The sequence below is a fragment of the Coprococcus sp. OM06-34AC genome, from assembly GCF_003462545.1.
GTDB lineage: Bacteria > Bacillota > Clostridia > Lachnospirales > Lachnospiraceae > Coprococcus > Coprococcus aceti.
The window spans coordinates 316,755-333,973 of record NZ_QTZF01000002.1 but is presented as its reverse complement, the minus strand read 5'-3'; the positions used below and the strand labels follow the sequence as shown (position 1 = coordinate 333,973).

General features: G+C 47.1%; 14 protein-coding genes. All 14 read left to right on the top strand.

The genetic code is table 11. The features are described 5' to 3' along the window. Nucleotides 1-8 precede the first annotated feature (8 nt). The 14 genes from DXB91_RS04740 (at nt 9) to DXB91_RS04675 (ending at nt 17,176) form a co-directional block, all read left to right on the top strand. Nucleotides 9-1,883: a hybrid sensor histidine kinase/response regulator gene (locus DXB91_RS04740; RefSeq protein ID WP_118016947.1), complete on the top strand. Its 1,875-nt coding sequence runs from the start codon at nt 9-11 to the stop codon at nt 1,881-1,883. A 69-nt stretch (nt 1,884-1,952) separates the two neighbouring features. Next, on the top strand, nt 1,953-2,498 hold the full coding sequence (spoVT, locus tag DXB91_RS04735) for a stage V sporulation protein T (RefSeq protein WP_117550165.1): 546 nt from the start codon (nt 1,953-1,955) through the stop codon (nt 2,496-2,498). A 188-nt stretch (nt 2,499-2,686) separates the two neighbouring features. After that, nucleotides 2,687-2,959 (top strand): HU family DNA-binding protein, encoded by a 273-nt coding sequence (locus tag DXB91_RS04730; protein ID WP_015534609.1) that lies wholly within the window; start codon nt 2,687-2,689, stop codon nt 2,957-2,959. 16 nt (nt 2,960-2,975) lie between these two features. Next, nucleotides 2,976-3,215: an RNA-binding S4 domain-containing protein gene (locus DXB91_RS04725; protein ID WP_117550167.1), complete on the top strand. Its 240-nt coding sequence runs from the start codon at nt 2,976-2,978 to the stop codon at nt 3,213-3,215. Between the two features lie 89 nt (nt 3,216-3,304). Further along, nucleotides 3,305-3,577, top strand: coding sequence for a YabP/YqfC family sporulation protein (locus tag DXB91_RS04720; RefSeq protein WP_055272159.1), 273 nt, complete (start codon nt 3,305-3,307; stop codon nt 3,575-3,577). After that, on the top strand, nt 3,577-3,918 hold the full coding sequence (gene yabQ, locus DXB91_RS14740; RefSeq protein ID WP_118016946.1) for a spore cortex biosynthesis protein YabQ: 342 nt from the start codon (nt 3,577-3,579) through the stop codon (nt 3,916-3,918). Before DXB91_RS04720 ends, yabQ begins: the two co-directional genes overlap by 1 nt. 130 nt (nt 3,919-4,048) lie before the next feature. Next, a complete protein-coding gene (locus DXB91_RS04710; protein WP_055145071.1) occupies nt 4,049-4,369 on the top strand; it encodes an FtsB family cell division protein in 321 nt (106 codons plus the stop codon). Nucleotides 4,370-4,470: 101 nt separating this feature from the next. Continuing rightward, nucleotides 4,471-6,588 (top strand): SpoIIE family protein phosphatase, encoded by a 2,118-nt coding sequence (locus tag DXB91_RS04705; protein WP_201859048.1) that lies wholly within the window; start codon nt 4,471-4,473, stop codon nt 6,586-6,588. Between the two features lie 51 nt (nt 6,589-6,639). Beyond that, nucleotides 6,640-8,100, top strand: coding sequence for a tRNA lysidine(34) synthetase TilS (gene tilS / locus DXB91_RS04700; protein WP_117550171.1), 1,461 nt, complete (start codon nt 6,640-6,642; stop codon nt 8,098-8,100). After that, a complete protein-coding gene (gene hpt, locus DXB91_RS04695) occupies nt 8,097-8,618 on the top strand; it encodes a hypoxanthine phosphoribosyltransferase (RefSeq protein ID WP_118016944.1) in 522 nt (173 codons plus the stop codon). The genes tilS and hpt overlap by 4 nt, the downstream gene beginning before the upstream one ends. 23 nt (nt 8,619-8,641) lie before the next feature. Then, nucleotides 8,642-10,684, top strand: a complete 2,043-nt coding sequence (gene ftsH, locus DXB91_RS04690) for an ATP-dependent zinc metalloprotease FtsH (protein WP_118016943.1) — start codon at nt 8,642-8,644, stop codon at nt 10,682-10,684. Nucleotides 10,685-10,767: 83 nt separating this feature from the next. Then, nucleotides 10,768-12,117 carry an esterase/lipase family protein gene (locus DXB91_RS04685; protein ID WP_117550176.1) on the top strand — a complete coding sequence of 450 codons (1,350 nt, stop codon included), beginning with the start codon at nt 10,768-10,770 and terminating at the stop codon, nt 12,115-12,117. A 395-nt stretch (nt 12,118-12,512) separates the two neighbouring features. After that, a complete protein-coding gene (locus DXB91_RS04680; RefSeq protein ID WP_015534618.1) occupies nt 12,513-14,606 on the top strand; it encodes a glycoside hydrolase family 13 protein in 2,094 nt (697 codons plus the stop codon). Nucleotides 14,607-14,959: 353 nt separating this feature from the next. Then, nucleotides 14,960-17,176: an RNA ligase gene (locus tag DXB91_RS04675; RefSeq protein WP_118016942.1), complete on the top strand. Its 2,217-nt coding sequence runs from the start codon at nt 14,960-14,962 to the stop codon at nt 17,174-17,176. Nucleotides 17,177-17,219 lie beyond the last annotated feature (43 nt).

Below are 17,219 nucleotides of genomic sequence, written 5' to 3'. Positions count from 1 at the left end.
GGATAAATATGACACAGCACTTGCAGACGATGATGTGTGAATACACCATACTGATAATCATGCTCTATATAGGTGTGAGATGTCTTAATCAAAGAAATAATAAGATCATAAGATTGTTTTCTCATTTTGTATTCGGAGTAATTGCTTTCCAGATAATAAATATACCTGTAAGAATGGTTGACGCAGGACTGGTGCGTATGCCGGCCGCGGTGGTTTTTGTGTTGAATTGCGGATTCATGATCGCAGAGACATTTGTGACATATGAATGGTTTTATTTTTTCGAGAGTATACAGAATTCATTATTTGTGGAAAAAAAGATAATACGGGTATTGCGCAGTATTCCGCTTGTTCTGATGATTGTGCTGTGTGTGGTCTCGTGGTGGACAGGCTGGCTTTTCTACGTGGATGATACGGGCATGTATCGCAGAGGAGTATTGTTTGCACTTCAGGTGGTGCTTCCGTATACCTATGTATTTGTGACACTCGTCAGTGCGATAGTATATTCCATTACCAGAAGAGAGAAGAGATCTGCTGTCATCATAACTATAGCACTCATACCTGCGCTTATATGTTCAGTGTTGCAGATTGTTGCGGGTGGTTCTTATGTTCTGGCTGGACTGACGCTTTCGGCGATGTTCGTGTATATAGAGCTTTGCATGGAGGATATCAGAAAGATTGAGAAGCTTGAGGTTATCGAGAAGGCCAACCACGATCTGGAGAATGCCCTGGATATGGCGAATAAGGCTAACAACGCCAAGACGGTGTTCCTCAACTCCATGTCTCATGATATAAGAACCCCTATGAACGCGATAATAGGCTTCACAGACCTTCTGAATGACAACCTGTCCGACCAGGACAAGGCGCGCGATTATATAGCCAAGATCAGATCATCAAGTGATTATCTGTTGTCTCTTATCAACAATGTATTGGAAATGGCGAGGATAGAGAGTGGCAAGACAGAACTGGACGAGAGCAGTATATCACTCAAAAGTCTTTATTCGGTGTACTGGCTGTTTGAGAGCCAGATGAAGGAGAAGAACATAGACTTTACATGGAATGTGAATGCCCAGCACAATAATATACAGTGTGATGTTGTGAAACTGAAAGAGATACTTATGAACATCATCAACAACGCATACAAATATTCTCTTCCGGGGGACAGCGTTACCGTGAATATAGACGAGCTTCCGTGCGACAGGGACGGCTATGTGAAGATCCGCACGATGGTGAGCGACACGGGAATCGGAATGTCAGAGGATTTCCTGGAGCACATATTTGAGGATTTCAGCAGGGAGCAGACATCTACGGAGAGTGGACAGTTCGGAACAGGACTCGGCATGGCGATAGTCAAGAAGATAGTCGATCTCATGGGCGGAGATATAGACGTACAGAGTGAGCCGGGCAAGGGAACCACATTTACCGTGACGCTCACACACAGAATATCGGAGGAGATAACTGACATAGGTGCGGTCTCGAAACGCAATGAAGATTATTCATTTGAGGGCAGAAGAATACTTCTGGCGGAGGATAACGACCTGAATGCGGAGATAGCCATGACCATACTTGCCGGCGCAGGCATGGAGGTCGACCACGCTGCAGACGGAATCCAGTGTATAGACATGCTGGAGAAAGCGGAGCCTGAATACTACGATCTCATTCTCATGGATATACAGATGCCGAACATGGACGGCTACAAGGCAACCATGCTCATACGAAAGCTTGACGACAAACGGCTTGCAGATATACCTATAATCGCCATGACCGCGAATGCGTTCAACGAAGACCGTAAGAAAGCATTTGAAGCGGGCATGAACGGACACATAGCAAAGCCGATAAGCGCAGCGGATCTAAAGATGACGCTGGCCGGGATCATGGAAGAATAATTTTGATGATTTTCCACATAATAACTCCAAAGCAATTATTTAACATGCAATGGAGGGTTGATACTGTTTATGAAGGCGACAGGAATAGTGAGAAGAATAGACGATCTCGGAAGGATAGTCGTCCCGAAGGAGATAAGAAAGGTCCTCAGGATAAGAGAGGGGGATCCACTGGAGATATTTACCGGCAAGGAGGGCGAGATCGTTCTCAAGAAGTATTCGCCCATGGCTGATCTGACTGCATTTGCACAGCAGTATGTGGAGGCCATATCCCAGAGCCTTGGGCTTCCCGTGGCTATCACGGATCGTGATTCTGTCATAGCGGTGGCGGGGATGCCTAAGAGGGAGCTGATGGGCAAGGAGCTTCACAGTGAGCTTGAGAGCGTGATAAACGACAGGAAAGCGATAGTTGCCCGCAAAGGCGATGCGAAGTTCATACACATAACCACAGACGACCTGGATTACGATGGACAGGTGGTGCAGACCATCATATCAGAGGGCGATGCAGTGGGCTCTGTCATCGTGATAGTGCGTGACAGCGGACACAGAATAGGAGAGATAGAGCAAAAAGCAGCGGTGATCGCGGCGGCATTTTTGGGCAAACAGATGGAAGGGTAGCCGGTAATGCAAGAATTTGGCAAAAAGTGAGTAAAATCAAGGGGTTTCGGCCTCGAAATCCCTTATTTTCCTTGACAAATATAACCATTTTAGGTATAACTATACATGTTGAGCTCAGAGTTTTCTGCTTTTGCGGGTAGCAGGCGGATGACAGAGAGCATTTATTTTTTTAAAGGAGGAATTATCTAATGAATAAGACAGAATTAGTTGCAGCAATCGCTGAGAAGACAGAATTATCAAAGAAGGACGCTGAGGCAGCATTAAAGGCTTTCACAGACGTTGTAGCAGATGAGTTAAAGAAAGGTGAGAAGATTCAGTTAGTTGGATTTGGTACATTCGAGGTATCAGAGAGACCAGCTAGAGAGGGTAGAAACCCAAGAACTGGCGAGACAATGACTATCGCTGCTTCAAAGGCACCTAAGTTCAAGGCTGGAAAGGCATTAAAGGATTCAATCAACTAATCTTTAAGGGTTTGATATGAGACTTGATAAATATCTTAAGGTATCCAGGATCATCAAGAGAAGAACCGTGGCGAACGAGGCATGCGATGCCGGAAGAGTCATGGTCAACGACAAAGTGGCTAAGGCCGGAACCGATGTCAAGGTTGGAGATGTTATCGAGATAGCATTTGGCAACAAGACGGTGAAGGTCAGAGTTACAATGATTGCAGATTCCACTAAAAAGGAAGATGCCAAGGATATGTTTGAGTATGTGTAAAAATATGCCGGAATATACATAGTGTATTCCGGCATATTTTTTTTGTGGGCTCATATAGTTTATTAAATAGCTTGAGAAGGTTTCTGAACATGGGGGAAGTTAATAAGGCAAAAACCCACAAGGTGGTCATGGACAACAGGAACAGTCTGTCCATGACAGGGATCAGCAAGGTCACATCCATAGATCCTGATCTGGTTCTGCTGGTGACCGAGCAGGGGAAACTCAAGATAATAGGCAAGAATATGCAGGCGACAAATCTGGACCTTGACAAGGGAATACTGGATCTCACAGGAAATATCAACTCCATGATATATTCGGGTGACAAGGAAGGTGCCTTTTCTATAAAGGGGTTGTTCAAGTGATGAGCGATATGGCGGCAGGGCAGCTCTGGGGATATGGGATATGTGTTGCAGCCGGAGTGTGCTCAGGTGTACTGGGATCGCTGTTCTGGTTCATCTCAAAGCTCTTTAGGAACAGCCGTGCGGTGGCGTGGATATGCGATATTACACTTTGGTTGATATTAAGTGTAGTAGTTATGGCGGTCAGTTACATATGCTGTGACGGAGATCTGAGACTATATATTTTTTTAGGATTTTTTTCAAGTTTTTTACTTGTATTTTTTACTATAAATTGGGCTGCTTCGAAAATTGCAAACCATATATTGTGTAAGAAAAAACAAGATTCAAAAAATGTGAAAATGTGACGGCGAAAAGTGCGTTGACATAATTAGTCTTAAATAGTAAAATTATGTCAATATGTTCGTTTGGCTACGAACTTTTTGTATATTATTACAAGAAAAGACAAGTAATAAAGTAATGAATGGGGAGTTTCTAATGAGTAAGACGGTCGGCAGATCAAAGTCAAAAAAGAATAACAAGATCACAACGAAGCTTGGAATGGTTCTGGTTGTGAGCTGTCTGATATTGCTGGCAGTGGTTGTACTGTACAAAGCACAGAGCCTGAAAGCACAGAAGGAGAGCCTGCAGGTTCAGGCGGCGGAGCTTCAGGAACAGCTTGACAGTGCGAAGGAAGATTATAAGAAGCTTGAAGAGCGTGAGAAATATATGCAGACAGATGAGTATGTTGAGGATGTGGCCAGATCACAGCTCGGTCTCATATATCCTGACGAAATCGTGGTAAAGCCGGAGGAATAAAGTCAGAACATAGCGGATGCTGATTTCAGCATTCGCTATTTTTTTGCGCATTTGACGGATATACTTCTTGTCACTATGAACAGGAAGGCGGGAAAGTGTTGATGAGAGAAAAGGTAAATGGGTTCGTCGGAGTGATGGCGGTGGCTATTCTGTGTATGGTCAGCGGCTTATGCATGGTCTGGGGGATAGCCCCGGTGGTTCTGGCTGTGTATGTGGCGGCCTGTGCGGTGTGTGGGAGATACATGATAACCTGCATCGGGTGTGCGGCGGGAGTCGCAGCCGGATCTATGGGCATAGCAGGGCTGTTGCACGCAGATGAGTATATGATACCGGGGCCTGTGTATTCCGGTGTGATGGTGACGGAGAAATATCTGGTGCTTCTGGGACTTGCGATGTGTCTTATGAAGATCGTGTACTCCAGAAATTCCAGATCGTATGTCAGGGTGATCGTCGTCATGTCGGCTGCCGTGCTTATGGGAAACATAGTGGTATATGCGGATAACATGCTTATGGCTGCCGCTTATGGAGTGGTGGAGGCTGCGATATTCATGTGTGCCAGTGTGATACTGAAACCGGGGATTGGACTTCTATATACATATATCTGCGGGGATGCCTCGGATGTGGAGAGGGATGAGAGCTGGAATGTAAGTCAGGGCATAGTGAGCCTCATGGCGCTGGCGGCGGTCGTTCTGTGGGTTGTTCCGGGTGAGGATATCTACAGTGTGAATCCGGCATTTATGCTGGCTCTAGTTCTGATATTGTACGCGGTGTATAGAACTGGAGCGGTGTACGGATGCGGAATGGCGGCGGTGGCGGGAAGCATCGTGTCGGTCAAGCTGAATGACAGCAGGTGGCTCATGTGGATGCTCCTTGTGACGCTGGTCATGCTCATAGGCCGGGCACTCACTGGGAGAAGAAAGGTGTCTGCAAGTCTGTTCTATGTTCTGGGATGCGTTCTTGCCTCCGTGGCGGATGGGACAGTGCTGTGGAACGGCTCTGGGCGGGAGATCGCATTTTACTATATAAATATCGCCGTTCCGGTCGTATTGTTCGCGTGTATACCTGGTGCTCTGCTGGGCGCCATGGACGAGGAGACAGATCCGGCGTGTCTTCAGGCGGCCGCTGCGGAGATTAACAGACTCACGGCCTGCAAGATAGAAGATATGGCAAATGTGTTTAGACGGCTCGATTATACATTTGCCGGGAGCGATGAGCCGGCGATAAGCTTGGGACAGATCGGCGAGCTCGTGGATGGCTTCAGGAGACAGATAGATCTGATAGGTGAGGCGAGGGAGATATCCGATGAAAAGCTGCTGGGGCAGATAAGATCGCTGGGGATGGACGAGGTCAGGGTCACGGCATCCATGGACAGTGGCAACAGGAGCCGATACTATGTGGCGGGAAAAACGTCAGGTCAGGGCATGGTGCTGTCAAGACAGGTGGCTGATGTACTGAGTGGGTACTTCAGGAAGAATATAAGGGCGGGCCTGGATTCGCCGAGCCTTTTCTTCGATGAGTACAGATCTGCCGTGTACGAGGAGGCGGCGCGTTACAAGGGGCGTTACCATGTCAGAAGGATAAAGAAATATGGCTCTCCGGTGTCGGGGGATAATTTCTCGGTGAAGGAGTATGAGGATGGCAGGCTGGTGATGATGCTGTCTGACGGCATGGGAAGCGGAAGCCTGGCCTCCTGCGAGAGCTGCATGATGCTGGACACAATGGAGGAGCTGCTGGAGGCGGGATTTACCCCGGAGTACAGCATTGCATTTGCCAATCGATGTATGTCCAGGAGAAATAAGGGCAGAATATTCACGACATTTGATATGGTGGTCATAGACATGTACGACGGCACCATGAGGAGCTTCAAGCAGGGGGCGTCGGTGACCTATGTGATACGCCCGGGCGATGATGGAAATGAGGTACGCCAGATAACGAGCACTACTCTTCCCGTGGGCGTGCTGGACGATGCCGAGTGCGACATGGCGGATGTGAAACTTGCGGCGGGGGATGCCGTGGTCATGGTGAGCGATGGGCTCTCGGATATGGATGTGTCCGATCACATGCAGGATGTGCTCAAGGGAATAAGAGTGGGTGACAGCAGACGGATGGTCGATGATATACTGGGCGCCATGATAGGACAGGGGGATGTGTCGCTTCGGGATGACGTGACGGTCATGGCGGCGGTGATATCAGGATCTGAGAAAAGTAGCGCAGCCTGAGTAACTCTATGCTATAATATGAAATTATGATATTTACAGAAGGATAAATGTATGGATGTATTTGAAAAAAATGTTCTTGAGTATATAAGAAAATACCACATGTTTGATGGTATAAGTCACTGCGTGTGCGGTGTGTCCGGCGGCGCGGATTCGGTGAGCCTGCTCACGGTGCTGGCAAGGCACAGGGCGGAGCTGGGAATAGATATACACGTTGTACACATAAATCACATGATACGCGGTGAGGCTGCGGATGGTGACCAGAGCTACGTTGAGACTTTGTGTGGTGAATATGGTGTCACATGCGACTCTTACAGGATCGATGTCAGGAAGCTTGCGGAGCAGGCCGGACAGACCGTGGAGGAGGCCGGACGCCATGCAAGATATGATGCATTTGACAGGATGCGTGCCAGATATGCGGATGAGGGCTGTGTGATCGCAGTCGCCCACAACCGCAACGATGTGGCTGAGACGGTTCTGTTCAACATGGCGAGGGGAACCGGAATGGGCGGCATAAAGGGTATAGCCCCGGTGAGGGATCACATAGTGAGACCGCTTCTTGGGAGCGACAGGAGCCACATAGAAGAATATCTTGACCGGCAGGGGATCAGATACTGTACGGATGCCACCAACAATGAGGATGATTACACCAGGAACAAGATAAGACACAGGATACTTCCTCTTATGAATGAGATAAATGGACAGGCCACGGAGCACATTTGCCAGATGGCCATGATGGCGGCTGATTACGAGCGGCTTGCTGCCGGACTGGTTGATGATTTCCTGACGGGACAGGGAATTGATGTCAGAAGTGAAGGCTGTGGCTGGACCGGAGACAGCACTGACCGGAGATATGAGCTGGACATGGCGGCTCTCAAGGAGCAGGACAGGCTCGTGCAGGAGCTTGTCATAAGAAAGCTCATCGGAATGGTGTGCGGAGGCCTGAAGGATATCGGCATGAGCCATGTGTCGGAGGTTACGAAGCTGTACTCGGCTGACACCGGGGCGGGGATCAATCTTCCTGCCGGTGCGAGGGTGTGGCTGGAGTACGGCAGACTGGTATTTGCCGGCGGTGAGAACCGCGCCGGTGACCAGAGCTGTCAGGATGGCGGGCTGCCGGGCTGCGTGGACATAGACATCACCTGTGATGGTGAGTATGAGCTGTGTGAGGGAAGGCTTACGGTCAGGATCTACGATAGACCTGAAGCCCTTGATCTTGCAAAAAAAGAGTGTACGAAGTTTCTTGATTATGGTAAAATAAAACAGTGTCTGCAGTTGCGGACATTTGAAAACGGGGATTATATAGTCGTTAATTCTGCGGGCTCGAGAAAGAAGCTCAACCGTCTGTATACTGACTGTAAGATACCGGTGGACAAGCGGCGTCATATTCCACTTGTGACATCCGGGCAGGAGGTCGTGTGGGCTGTGGGACTCAGGATTGGCGAGAATTATAAAGTGACAGAAGATACACAAAAGATAATTGAGTTGAATTTTAACAGGAGGAAACAGAGTTGAAAGAACAGATTGGTGTTATGCTCAGCAGCAGTGAGGTGGAAACCAGAATAAGCGAGATGGCAGCAGCCATAGATAAGGCATATGAGGGAAAGACGATACATTTGATCGGAATCCTTAAGGGAAGCGTGTTCTTCATGTGTGAGCTTGCGAAGAGAATGAAGAGTCCGGTCACCATGGACTTCATGTCTGTGAGCAGCTATGGCGATGGAACAAAGTCATCAGGTATTGTCAAGCTGAACAAGGACCTTGATGAGTCTATAGAGGGAAAGGATGTAATCATCGTGGAGGACATTCTTGATTCGGGAAGAACCCTTTCATACCTTGTGAAGCTTCTCGGCGAGAGAAAGCCTGCAAGCCTTGAGGTTGTGACCCTGCTTGACAAGCCGGACAGAAGAGTTATCCCGGTTGAGCTGTATATGACAGGTTTTGAGATCCCTGACAGATTTGTTGTGGGATACGGCCTTGACTGTGCCCAGAAGTACAGAAACCTTCCATATATAGGTGTCATAGAGCAGTAATATATTGATTAAGGAGCATATACATGGAAAATATGGATAAGAGAAAATTCAGGAATGGAATGATAATCTATCTGTTGATCCTGATAGTTGCTTTCATCCTCATAAACAGATGGATGCAGAGCGACAAGATTGAAGTGACCACCACTTACAGTTACACAGATCTGACAGAGGATTTGGATGATGGCAAGATATTGGCATTGTCGATACAGCCAAATGCAGAGATTCCTACGGCGATAGTTCAGGTGCAGTTCACCAACGGAAAGACTCTTGCATTTTATTCCACAGATGTCAATGATGTCGTGAAGATTTATAACGACTATCAGGCAAGTGTGGACAAGTATAATGCGACCGTAAGCTCGGATGACGATAAGAAGGTCGTTGCCAGATGCAGCCTGAACGATGTGGAGAAGACGAGCATATGGAGTGTGATAATTCCGTATGCCCTTGTCATGATCGTCATGTTCTTTGTCATGCTGCTGTTCGTGAGATCATCACAGGGCGGTGGAGGCCAGATGATGAACTTTGGCAAGAGCAGGGCGAAAATGACAGAGCCTGATGAGAAAGAGAAGGAAGATAAGAAAAATAATAAGAAGAAAATAACATTTGACGATGTTGCCGGTCTCAGTGAGGAGAAAGAGGATCTCGAAGAGATAGTGTGCTTCCTCAAGAACCCAGGCAGATTCATCAAGGTCGGTGCACGTATACCGAAGGGAGTTCTTCTTGTCGGCCCTCCTGGAACAGGTAAGACACTCATGGCAAAGGCCATAGCAGGAGAGGCGGGGGTTCCGTTCTTCAGTATTTCAGGATCAGACTTCGTGGAGATGTTCGTCGGTGTCGGTGCAGCGAGAGTGAGAGATCTTTTTGCACAGGCAAAGAAGAATGCACCATGTATCGTATTTATAGATGAGATCGATGCTGTTGCCAGACAGAGAGGTACAGGACTTGGCGGTGGACATGACGAGCGTGAGCAGACTCTGAACCAGCTCCTTGTAGAGATGGATGGATTCGGAGCGAATGAGGGAATCATAGTTCTTGCAGCTACCAACCGTGTGGACATACTGGATAAAGCGATCCTCCGTCCGGGACGTTTTGACAGAAAGATATCTGTCAATCCTCCTGATATCAAGGGCAGAGAGGAAATCCTCAAGCTTCATGTTGCGAACAAGCCTCTGGCAGAAGATGTTGATCTCAACGAGATCTCCAGAACAACAGCCGGATTTTCGGGAGCTGATCTTGAGAACCTGATGAATGAGGCTGCGATCTCTGCTGCGAAGGCCGGCAGGGAATATATCAATAAGGAAGATGTCGACAAATCATATATCAAGGTTGGAGTCGGTGGTGAGAAGAGGAGCCATGTGGTCTCCGAGGAAGATCGTAAAATCACGGCATATCACGAGTCGGGACATGCGATACTGTTCCATCTCCTTCCATATGTTGGCCCGGTGCATATTGTGTCTATCATACCTACAGGTACCGGAGCCGGAGGATATACCATGCCGCTTCCACAGGGTGATCAGGAATATCTTACTAAAGCGCATTTGCTCAACGAGATAAAAGTTAGCATGGGCGGAAGAATTGCAGAGAAGATCATATTTGGCAATTTTACCACGGGCGCTTCACAGGATATCAAGATGGCCAGCGGTTATGCAAGATCCATGGTTACGAAGTATGGAATGTCCGAAAATCTTGGATTTATCAACTATGAGAGCGATGATCAGGAGGAGGTATTCCTCGGGAAAAATCTTGGACATACCAAGCCATACAGCGAAAAGATAGCCGCCGTCATAGATGAGGAGGTTAAGCGAATCGTTGACGAGTGTTACAGGGAGGCTTATGAGATTCTGGAGCAGAATGTGGATGTTCTTCACAAGTCTGCAAAGCTTCTTCTTGAGAAGGAGAGAATAACAGGAGCTGAGTTTGAAGCACTGTTCGATAGAGACGATGCTAAGGATGCAGATGCAGATGTTCAGAGCAACGGTGCAGAGCAGAGTACAGCAGAGAATGTAAATGCAGCAGATAATGCTGTTGCAGAGCAGAAAGCTGAGACTCAGACAGACAAACAGTAATATATAAAGACAATACAGATGCCCGCAGTTTTCTTGCGGGCATTTGGCTTATGTTGGATATATGACGGAAGGGAGAACAAAGGATGAAGATAATAAAGAGAGGGATAAATGCGGTGATACCGTTCCTGCTGGCAAATGTATATCTGCTGACAAGATGTCCGGAGTGGAATATACCACTCATGCCGCTTATAGTTGTGGTGTTCATAGCAGTATATGTACTGCTGACCGCGATGCCGCTTCTCGGTCTGAAGAATATACAGTCTAAGGGTATCAGAAGGTGTCAGAGGGGATGCGAGAATCTGTATTCTTTCCTGGCGGCAACGGTCATGTCTGTGGCTGTGCTGATACTAATGTTGGTGCATGTGATAGATGCCAGGGCATGGACATGGAAGAACTGGGTTCTGTACATACTCACGGCGGTGGCTGTACTGGCGGTCACATTCTGGGTTGGAATAATAAGAATATATGTGTCATCCAGGCAGCTCGGTATCAAATGGAGAGTGATCGGTATACTGTGCGGATGGATACCGGTGGTACATCTGATAGTCCTTGGCAAGCTGATAAGTCTGGCATCCGGTGAGGCGGCCTTGGAGAACGAGAAGCTGATACGGGATAAGGCGAGACAGGCGGACCGGGTCTGCGCCACCAGATACCCGATATTGATGGTACACGGAGTGTTCTTCAGGGATTTCAGGTATCTGAATTACTGGGGCAGGATCCCTGCGGCGCTTGAGGCAAATGGAGCTACCATATTCTACGGAAACCATCAGTCCGCCGCATCTGTGGCAGACTCCGGACGGGAGATAGCTGACAGGATACAGCAGATATTGAAGGAAACAGGATGCGGAAAGGTGAATATCATAGCCCATTCCAAGGGAGGCCTTGACAGCAGATATGCCATATCGAAGCTCGGCATGGCCCCTTATGTAGCATCACTCACAACGATTAACACTCCGCACAGGGGATGCGAATTTGCGGATTATCTTCTGGGCAAGATACCGGAGAAACAGCAGCAGACCGTGGCAAATGCCTACAATTCTGCACTCAAGAAGCTGGGTGACACAAACCCGGACTTCATAGCTGCGGTGACGGATCTCACGGCATCAGCGTGTGAAAACCTGAACAGAGAGCTCCCTGATCCGCAGGGGGTATACATACAGAGCACGGGTTCATGTATGAAGAAGCCTTCCGGCGGACGCTTCCCGCTCAACACCACCAATGCATTCGTAAAGCAGTTTGATGGTGAGAACGATGGACTTGTCGGATATGAATCTTTCAAATGGGGCTCAAACTTCATATATCTGAAGCCTCAGGGCAGGCGTGGAATCTCCCACGGAGACGTGATAGACCTGAACAGGGAAAATATAGATACATTTGATGTGAGGGAATTTTATGTGGAGCTTGTGAGTGACCTGAAGAGACGCGGTTTTTAGAAAATGCCCGGCGTTTTGTCTAATGTGAACAATAAAAAGTAAAAATCAGGTAATATCCAGTAAATGTATTGTGATATTGCACAATGACATTTGCCAAATAAAAAAATGTTTGGGCAGACTTTTGTCGGGATTTGTATATAATAATACTTGTAACCCCCAATACATTATATAGTTTTGGCTACACCCCATAAAAGTAACAAAATACCTTCTCCAAAAGAGACAGTCGTTCGGTGACTGTCTCTTTTACTTTTGGTTAAAACAGAAATTGGGCAGGATGGTCTGATATGAGGCGATTCCTGCTGTATATTTGCAGCTAATATATGTTTTATCTTGTTGCCTAATCTCCCGAAAAGTATTAATATAAAAAAGAGTATGTGCAAGGGAGATTTTATTGTATGGTGGAAAAGAAGACCAATGGGCAGAAGATACATGATTATGTATATAATGTAAAGCCCATACTAAATAAAGGCGGACTGTTTGCGGACGGAAGCAAATATTATGTCAGCCCACAGGAGCCGGATGTGGATCAGGATGTGAATGTCAGATTCAGGACTACAGCCGATAATGTGGATGAAGTGTTCCTTATATATAATGAAGAAAAGATACAGATGACAAAGGAAAGCTCCAACAGAATATTTGACTTTTATACCGCAACGATACCTGGAGGTCTGCCATTCATAAGATATCATTTTGAGATACATTCGGGAAGGGTCACATGCTTTTATGACAAGCTGGGACCTACGAAGCAGAACGACAGAGAGTACGACTTTGAGATATGTCCGGGATTCAAGGTGCCGGAGTGGGCAAAGGGTGCGGTATTTTATCAGATATTTGTGGACAGGTTCTGCAACGGGGATACTTCCAATGATGTGCTGGATAATGAGTACGCATATATAGGTACCGGTTCAGTTCAGGTAAAGGACTGGAATCAGAGGCCGAGCACCATGGATGTGGGACGTTTCTATGGCGGAGATCTCCAGGGTGTCAAGGATAAGCTTGATTATCTGCAGGATCTGGGAGTGGATGTAATATATCTGAACCCTATATTCGTATCACCATCCAACCATAAGTATGATATACAGGATTACGACTACGTTGATCCCCACTATGGAAGAATAGTTGACGATGAGGGTGACTGCCTTCCGGGCGGATGCCTTGAGAACAAGCAGTCGTCGAGATATATCAACAGAGTTACAAATAAAAAGAATCTTGAGGCCAGCAATCAGCTCTTTGCCGAGCTGGTTGAGGAGATACACAAGCGTGGCATGAAGGTCATCCTGGATGGCGTGTTCAACCACTGTGGTTCATTCAACAAATGGATGGACAGGGAGTGTATATACGAGAATCAGGAGGGCTACGAGAAGGGTGCGTTTGTATCGAAGGATAGCCCTTACAACACTTTCTTCAAGTTTTACAATGACAATGCATGGCCGTACAATACAACATATGATGGCTGGTGGGGACATGACACTCTTCCAAAGCTCAACTATGAGGACTCGCCGAAGCTGGTTGAGTACATCATGAAGATAGCAAGGAAATGGGTGTCACCTCCGTATAATGCAGATGGATGGCGACTTGATGTGGCTGCGGATCTGGGGCATTCCCCTGAGTACAATCACCAGTTCTGGCGGGAGTTCAGGAGAAATGTAAAAGAGGCTAATCCGAATGCCATTATTCTGGCGGAGCACTATGGTGATCCTAAGAGCTGGCTGAAGGGAGATCAGTGGGATACTGTCATGAACTACGATGCGTTCATGGAGCCTATCACATGGTTCCTCTGCGGTGTTGAGAAGCACAGCGACGAGTTCCGCGGTGACCTTCTGGGTAATTATGACGCGTTCAAGGGCGCGATGAACTATCACATGTCCAGATTTCTTAGACCATCGATAGACGTGTCCATGAATGAGCTGTCCAACCACGACCATTCCAGATTCCTTACGAGAACCAACAGAAAGGTCGGACGTCTTCACACCATGGGAGCGGATGCCGCCGATCAGGGCGTGGACAAGGGTATATTCAGACAGGCTGTCGTATTCCAGATGACATGGCCGGGCGCTCCTACCATATACTATGGCGATGAGGCCGGTGTGTGCGGATGGACAGATCCAGACAACAGAAGAACTTACCCGTGGGGCCACGAGGACAAGGAGCTTATACAGTTCCACAAGGATATGATAAGAATACACAAGTCCTACGAGGCACTTAAGTCAGGTTCTGTATTATATCTCCACGGCGGACACAAGATACTCTGCTATGGAAGATTTACTGACAACAAGCAGGTGGTAGTCATCATGAACACCAACTATGAGGATGTGGATCTGAAGCTTCATATCCGTCAGATAGGTGTGTACAACCACTCGATACTCAGAAGAGTCATGCTGACAAATGAAGAGGGCTATACACTGGAGCCACAGGATTTCATGGTGGAGCACAACGTACTCACGATCAAAGCTCCGAAGATGAGTGCGATGGTGCTTGTTCGTGCCTGATGGCCGGAAGACAAAGATATACAAGACAAAGATATATGACATAAAAATATAAAAAAGTTCCTTTGGACGAATGATGTTATTGAAAGAATCATTTGCCGGGGAGCTTTTTTATTTGCAAGAGTAATGCTTGCACAGAAAATGGATTGAAAATGGAATTGCTTGCCCGTGTTATCGTCTAAATCTGCGGCGAGCCGAATTCTATGTTTGTCCATGACTTTGTAACGATCCAAGAAACACCATCCAAGAAACACAATTTAGAAAACAGATAGATTAAACTACAGGTTGGGTGAAAAATATAGGGAGATAGGGTATATTGGACAAAATAGTATTGTAAAGAAGGAGGCAGATAGAATATGAGAGTATTGCTTTTGCTTAGGGGATCTGCCGGTTGTGGCAAATCTACATGGATCGAGCAGAATGGATTAAAACCATACACACTTTCAGCGGACGACATCAGACTGCTTTGTCAGAGTCCGGTGCTGCAGGTGGATGGTACGAGAGGAATCAGTCAGAACAATGATGGTACGGTGTGGAAGACATTGTTCAGCCTTCTTGAGATCCGCATGCAGAAGGGCGAATTTACGGTGATAGATGCCACGAATTCCAAGACTTCGGAGATGAACAGATATAAGAATATGTGTGAGACGTACAGATACAGAATGTATTGTGTAGATTTTACAGATATACCTATAGAAGAGGTGAAGAGAAGAAATGCCGGGAGGGAGGAGTTCAAGAGGGTATCAGATGACGTTATTGACAAGATGTACTCCCGCTTTGCCACACAAAAGATCCCTTCGGGAATCACGGTCATAAAGCCGGACGAGCTTGACAGCATCTGGATGAAGAAGAGGGATTTCTCCCAGTATAAGAGGATCCATCACATCGGGGACGTTCACGGATGCTATACAGCGCTGATGAAGTATCTGGATGACAATGGCGGTATAAATGATGATGAGTTCTATATATTTACAGGTGATTATATCGACAGAGGCGTGGAGAATGCGGAGGTTGTAAATTTCCTGATATCTATCATGGACAGGAAGAATGTTCTCATGCTTGAGGGCAATCACGAGAGATGGCTGTGGCTGTGGGCAAATGACTGCACCGGCAGGTCGAAGGAGTTTGAGCTTGTGACAAGACCAATCCTCGATGCTTCCGGAATCGACAAGAAGGAGGTGCGGAAGCTTTACAGAAGGTTTGGACAGTGTGCTTACTATAGCTACGGTGATAATGTATATCTGGTGACCCATGCGGGACTCAGTGTGATTCCCGACAATCTCACATTTGTGGCAACTGATCAGATGATACATGGAGTCGGAGCTTACAATGATTTCGAGAAGATCGCAGAGACATTCTACGGGAAGATGCCGGCGAATTACTATCAGATCCATGGACACAGGAACACCAAGCTGCTCCCGGTGCGGGTGAATGACAGAGTGTTCAACCTTGAGGGCAGAGTCGAGTATGGCGGGGAACTCAGATGCGTTCGGGTGGATGCTGATGGAATCCATGAGGTGGAGATCCACAATGATGTGTTCAAGGCACCTGAGATACAGGAGGAACAGACCGTTACCACAAGCTCTGTTGCAGATGTGATCATCTCCTTGCGGGGGAACAGGTACATACAGGAGAAGACATTTGGCAATATTTCGTCATTCAACTTCACGAGCAAGGCATTCAATGACAGGGTGTGGGATGAGCAGACCACAAGAGCAAGGGGCTTGTACATTGACACATTCAAGGGAAGAGTCGCAGCGAGGGCGTATGACAAGTTCTTTAATATCAATGAGCGCCCTGAGACAAAGTTTGATATGCTGCAGAATAAGCTGCAGTTTCCGGTGACTGCCTATGTCAAGGAGAACGGTTTCCCGGGACTCGTGAGCTACGATGAGTACAACGACGATTTGTTGATAGCGAGCAAATCCACCATAGAGGGACCATTCGCCGGCTGGCTGAAGGATATGATATATGAGAAGGTGACACTGGAGAATATAGAGAATATGAAGCGGTTTGCGAAGGACAATAATGTGACATTTGTATTTGAGTGTGTTGATATGAAGCATGATCCTCACATCATAGAGTACCCGGAGAGCAATCTGTATCTGCTTGATATAGTTTACAACCAGATAAACTATGCAAAGTATGATTACGATGCGATGTGTGATACAGCCCACCGGTTCGGCCTGACACCAAAGAAGAAGGCTTGCGAGCTTGCAACCTGGCAGGAGTTCTATGACTGGTATTATGATATCCTTGAGGATGATTACGAGTATAACGGCAGAGTCATAGAGGGGTTTGTCATCGAGGACAGCGCCGGATATATGACAAAGCTCAAGCTTGCATACTACAATTTCTGGAAGTTTATGAGGACAATATCCCATGAGGCTATCAGAAACGGATATATCAAGAAGACATCGGCACTCACCACCCCTCTTGCAAATGAGTACTATGCGTGGGTGAGAAAGCTTCACGATACAGAGGATCCCGCAAATGTTCCGAGGGATATATGCACGCTTAGAAGATGGTTTTATAATGACATGAAGCAGGCGGAAGGCGATAGCCTGATATAGGTGATCATAAGAGATAACACGGTGAATGTTTGACGGGTTATGT

Bases quoted from the DNA above. Each gene is read 5' to 3' on its own strand.
- DXB91_RS04740 (WP_118016947.1), top strand. From the start codon at position 9: ATGACACAGCACTTGCAGACGATGATGTGTGAATACACCATACTGATA.
- spoVT (WP_117550165.1), top strand. From the start codon at position 1,953: ATGAAGGCGACAGGAATAGTGAGAAGAATAGACGATCTCGGAAGGATA.
- DXB91_RS04730 (WP_015534609.1), top strand. From the start codon at position 2,687: ATGAATAAGACAGAATTAGTTGCAGCAATCGCTGAGAAGACAGAATTA.
- DXB91_RS04725 (WP_117550167.1), top strand. From the start codon at position 2,976: ATGAGACTTGATAAATATCTTAAGGTATCCAGGATCATCAAGAGAAGA.
- DXB91_RS04720 (WP_055272159.1), top strand. From the start codon at position 3,305: ATGGGGGAAGTTAATAAGGCAAAAACCCACAAGGTGGTCATGGACAAC.
- yabQ (WP_118016946.1), top strand. From the start codon at position 3,577: ATGAGCGATATGGCGGCAGGGCAGCTCTGGGGATATGGGATATGTGTT.
- DXB91_RS04710 (WP_055145071.1), top strand. From the start codon at position 4,049: ATGAGTAAGACGGTCGGCAGATCAAAGTCAAAAAAGAATAACAAGATC.
- DXB91_RS04705 (WP_201859048.1), top strand. From the start codon at position 4,471: ATGAGAGAAAAGGTAAATGGGTTCGTCGGAGTGATGGCGGTGGCTATT.
- tilS (WP_117550171.1), top strand. From the start codon at position 6,640: ATGGATGTATTTGAAAAAAATGTTCTTGAGTATATAAGAAAATACCAC.
- ftsH (WP_118016943.1), top strand. From the start codon at position 8,642: ATGGAAAATATGGATAAGAGAAAATTCAGGAATGGAATGATAATCTAT.
- DXB91_RS04685 (WP_117550176.1), top strand. From the start codon at position 10,768: ATGAAGATAATAAAGAGAGGGATAAATGCGGTGATACCGTTCCTGCTG.
- DXB91_RS04680 (WP_015534618.1), top strand. From the start codon at position 12,513: ATGGTGGAAAAGAAGACCAATGGGCAGAAGATACATGATTATGTATAT.
- DXB91_RS04675 (WP_118016942.1), top strand. From the start codon at position 14,960: ATGAGAGTATTGCTTTTGCTTAGGGGATCTGCCGGTTGTGGCAAATCT.